3 protein-coding genes are annotated in these 1096 nt (G+C 45.2%); all 3 read right to left on the bottom strand.

Annotated elements, in window-relative coordinates:
- Positions 1–198: hypothetical protein (locus KDK17_RS09855; RefSeq protein ID WP_257287978.1), on the bottom strand; the 198-nt coding region annotated here is incomplete at its 3' end.
- A 255-nt stretch (positions 199–453) separates the two neighbouring features.
- On the bottom strand, positions 454–813 hold the full coding sequence (locus tag KDK17_RS09850) for a hypothetical protein (RefSeq protein WP_257287977.1): 360 nt from the start codon (positions 811–813) through the stop codon (positions 454–456).
- A 1-nt stretch (position 814) separates the two neighbouring features.
- Positions 815–1096 (bottom strand): hypothetical protein (locus KDK17_RS09845; RefSeq protein WP_257287976.1); only part of this gene is annotated, 282 nt, incomplete at its 5' end.

The raw sequence follows: 1096 nt of genomic DNA, 5'->3' as shown, positions 1-1096 counted from the left end.
GTTGTCGGTGCTGATGCCGATGTAGGCTTTACGCAGGGCCACGTCACCGATGGTGCGGTCAATCCGGGAGATGTCCTGAAAGAGGTTATTCACATTTCCGTCGATCACCACAGTGCCAGTGGCCCGGCCACCGCCGTCCTCCTCGTCACTGAGACGCTGGCTTTCAAAGAGTTTCACGTCTTCGTTGTTGATGGGCATAGAAATTCCTTTTCTTAAGACGAAAAAAAACCACCCGCAAGAGTGGTTTTTATGTTGGAGAAGGGTTAGGTAAGAATTCAATTACCAGTACGGAGAGCCTTCCAAGTCAACTCCGTCCTCTTTTATATACGTCGACATACTCTGCGTGATGACTTCATTTTCAAGCAAAAATGCTATCACTTCTTCTGAGTTTTTGTTGGATAAAGATTCCAGAGACAGCTCCTCATCTTTCATCCGACGAACAATTGTGTCGTATCAATTCATATCCTCGAGAGCCCTGCTTTCCCTTGACTCCCAACCAGGATACAACCTTGCTTCTACTAAAGCAGCGTTCATTTCTTCCAGATCTCTTTCCTGCAACGATTTATCTGAAACTGATGCTGCATTGGGCTCCAATTTACTTTTTTTGGACTCTGGAGCTTCTTGCGTGGTTTCTTCTGGTTTTCTTTTGCAGGCTTTTTCAACTTTTCGAGATTCCCAGGAAGCATCATCTTCAGGCGATTCAGACTTCTCAGGTTCAGAAAATGTAACCGACTTTCCCTCTGTTTTCCTTATATCCATCAGCTGACTTCCTTGTTCTGCTAGTCCTGATAGTATAGTTGTCGAGATAACCATTTCATGTGCCTTGAACTACCAATAATCGAAGAGTGAGCTGATAAAAATGATGGTCATCAGGATATGCAGAAGGTAGAACCTGCCTTGCTTCAATTGGGCTACCGTTAGTTCGGTCAAAAATGACAGTAAATTGACGCCCATCAGGAAGTTTCAGAAGCATGCTTTTATTGGCTAATTCACTGAGAGACTGCAGTTCAACGACTGTTGAACGATCTACCCAACCGGCGTCCACCCCCCCCGATAACTCTATGAGTCTACCCGATTGTTTTGACTGCTCCTGAAC

Origin of the sequence: Endozoicomonas sp. SESOKO2 (genome assembly GCF_024606245.1) — a bacterium.
Lineage (GTDB): Bacteria > Pseudomonadota > Gammaproteobacteria > Pseudomonadales > Endozoicomonadaceae > Endozoicomonas_A.
Note: the sequence above shows the minus strand (reverse complement) of the source record. Positions and strands in the feature narration are given on the sequence as shown.

What these genes read in the sequence shown, in the direction of transcription:
- KDK17_RS09850 (WP_257287977.1), bottom strand. Translation starts at nt 813, where the DNA reads ATGGTTATCTCGACAACTATACTATCAGGACTAGCAGAACAAGGAAGT.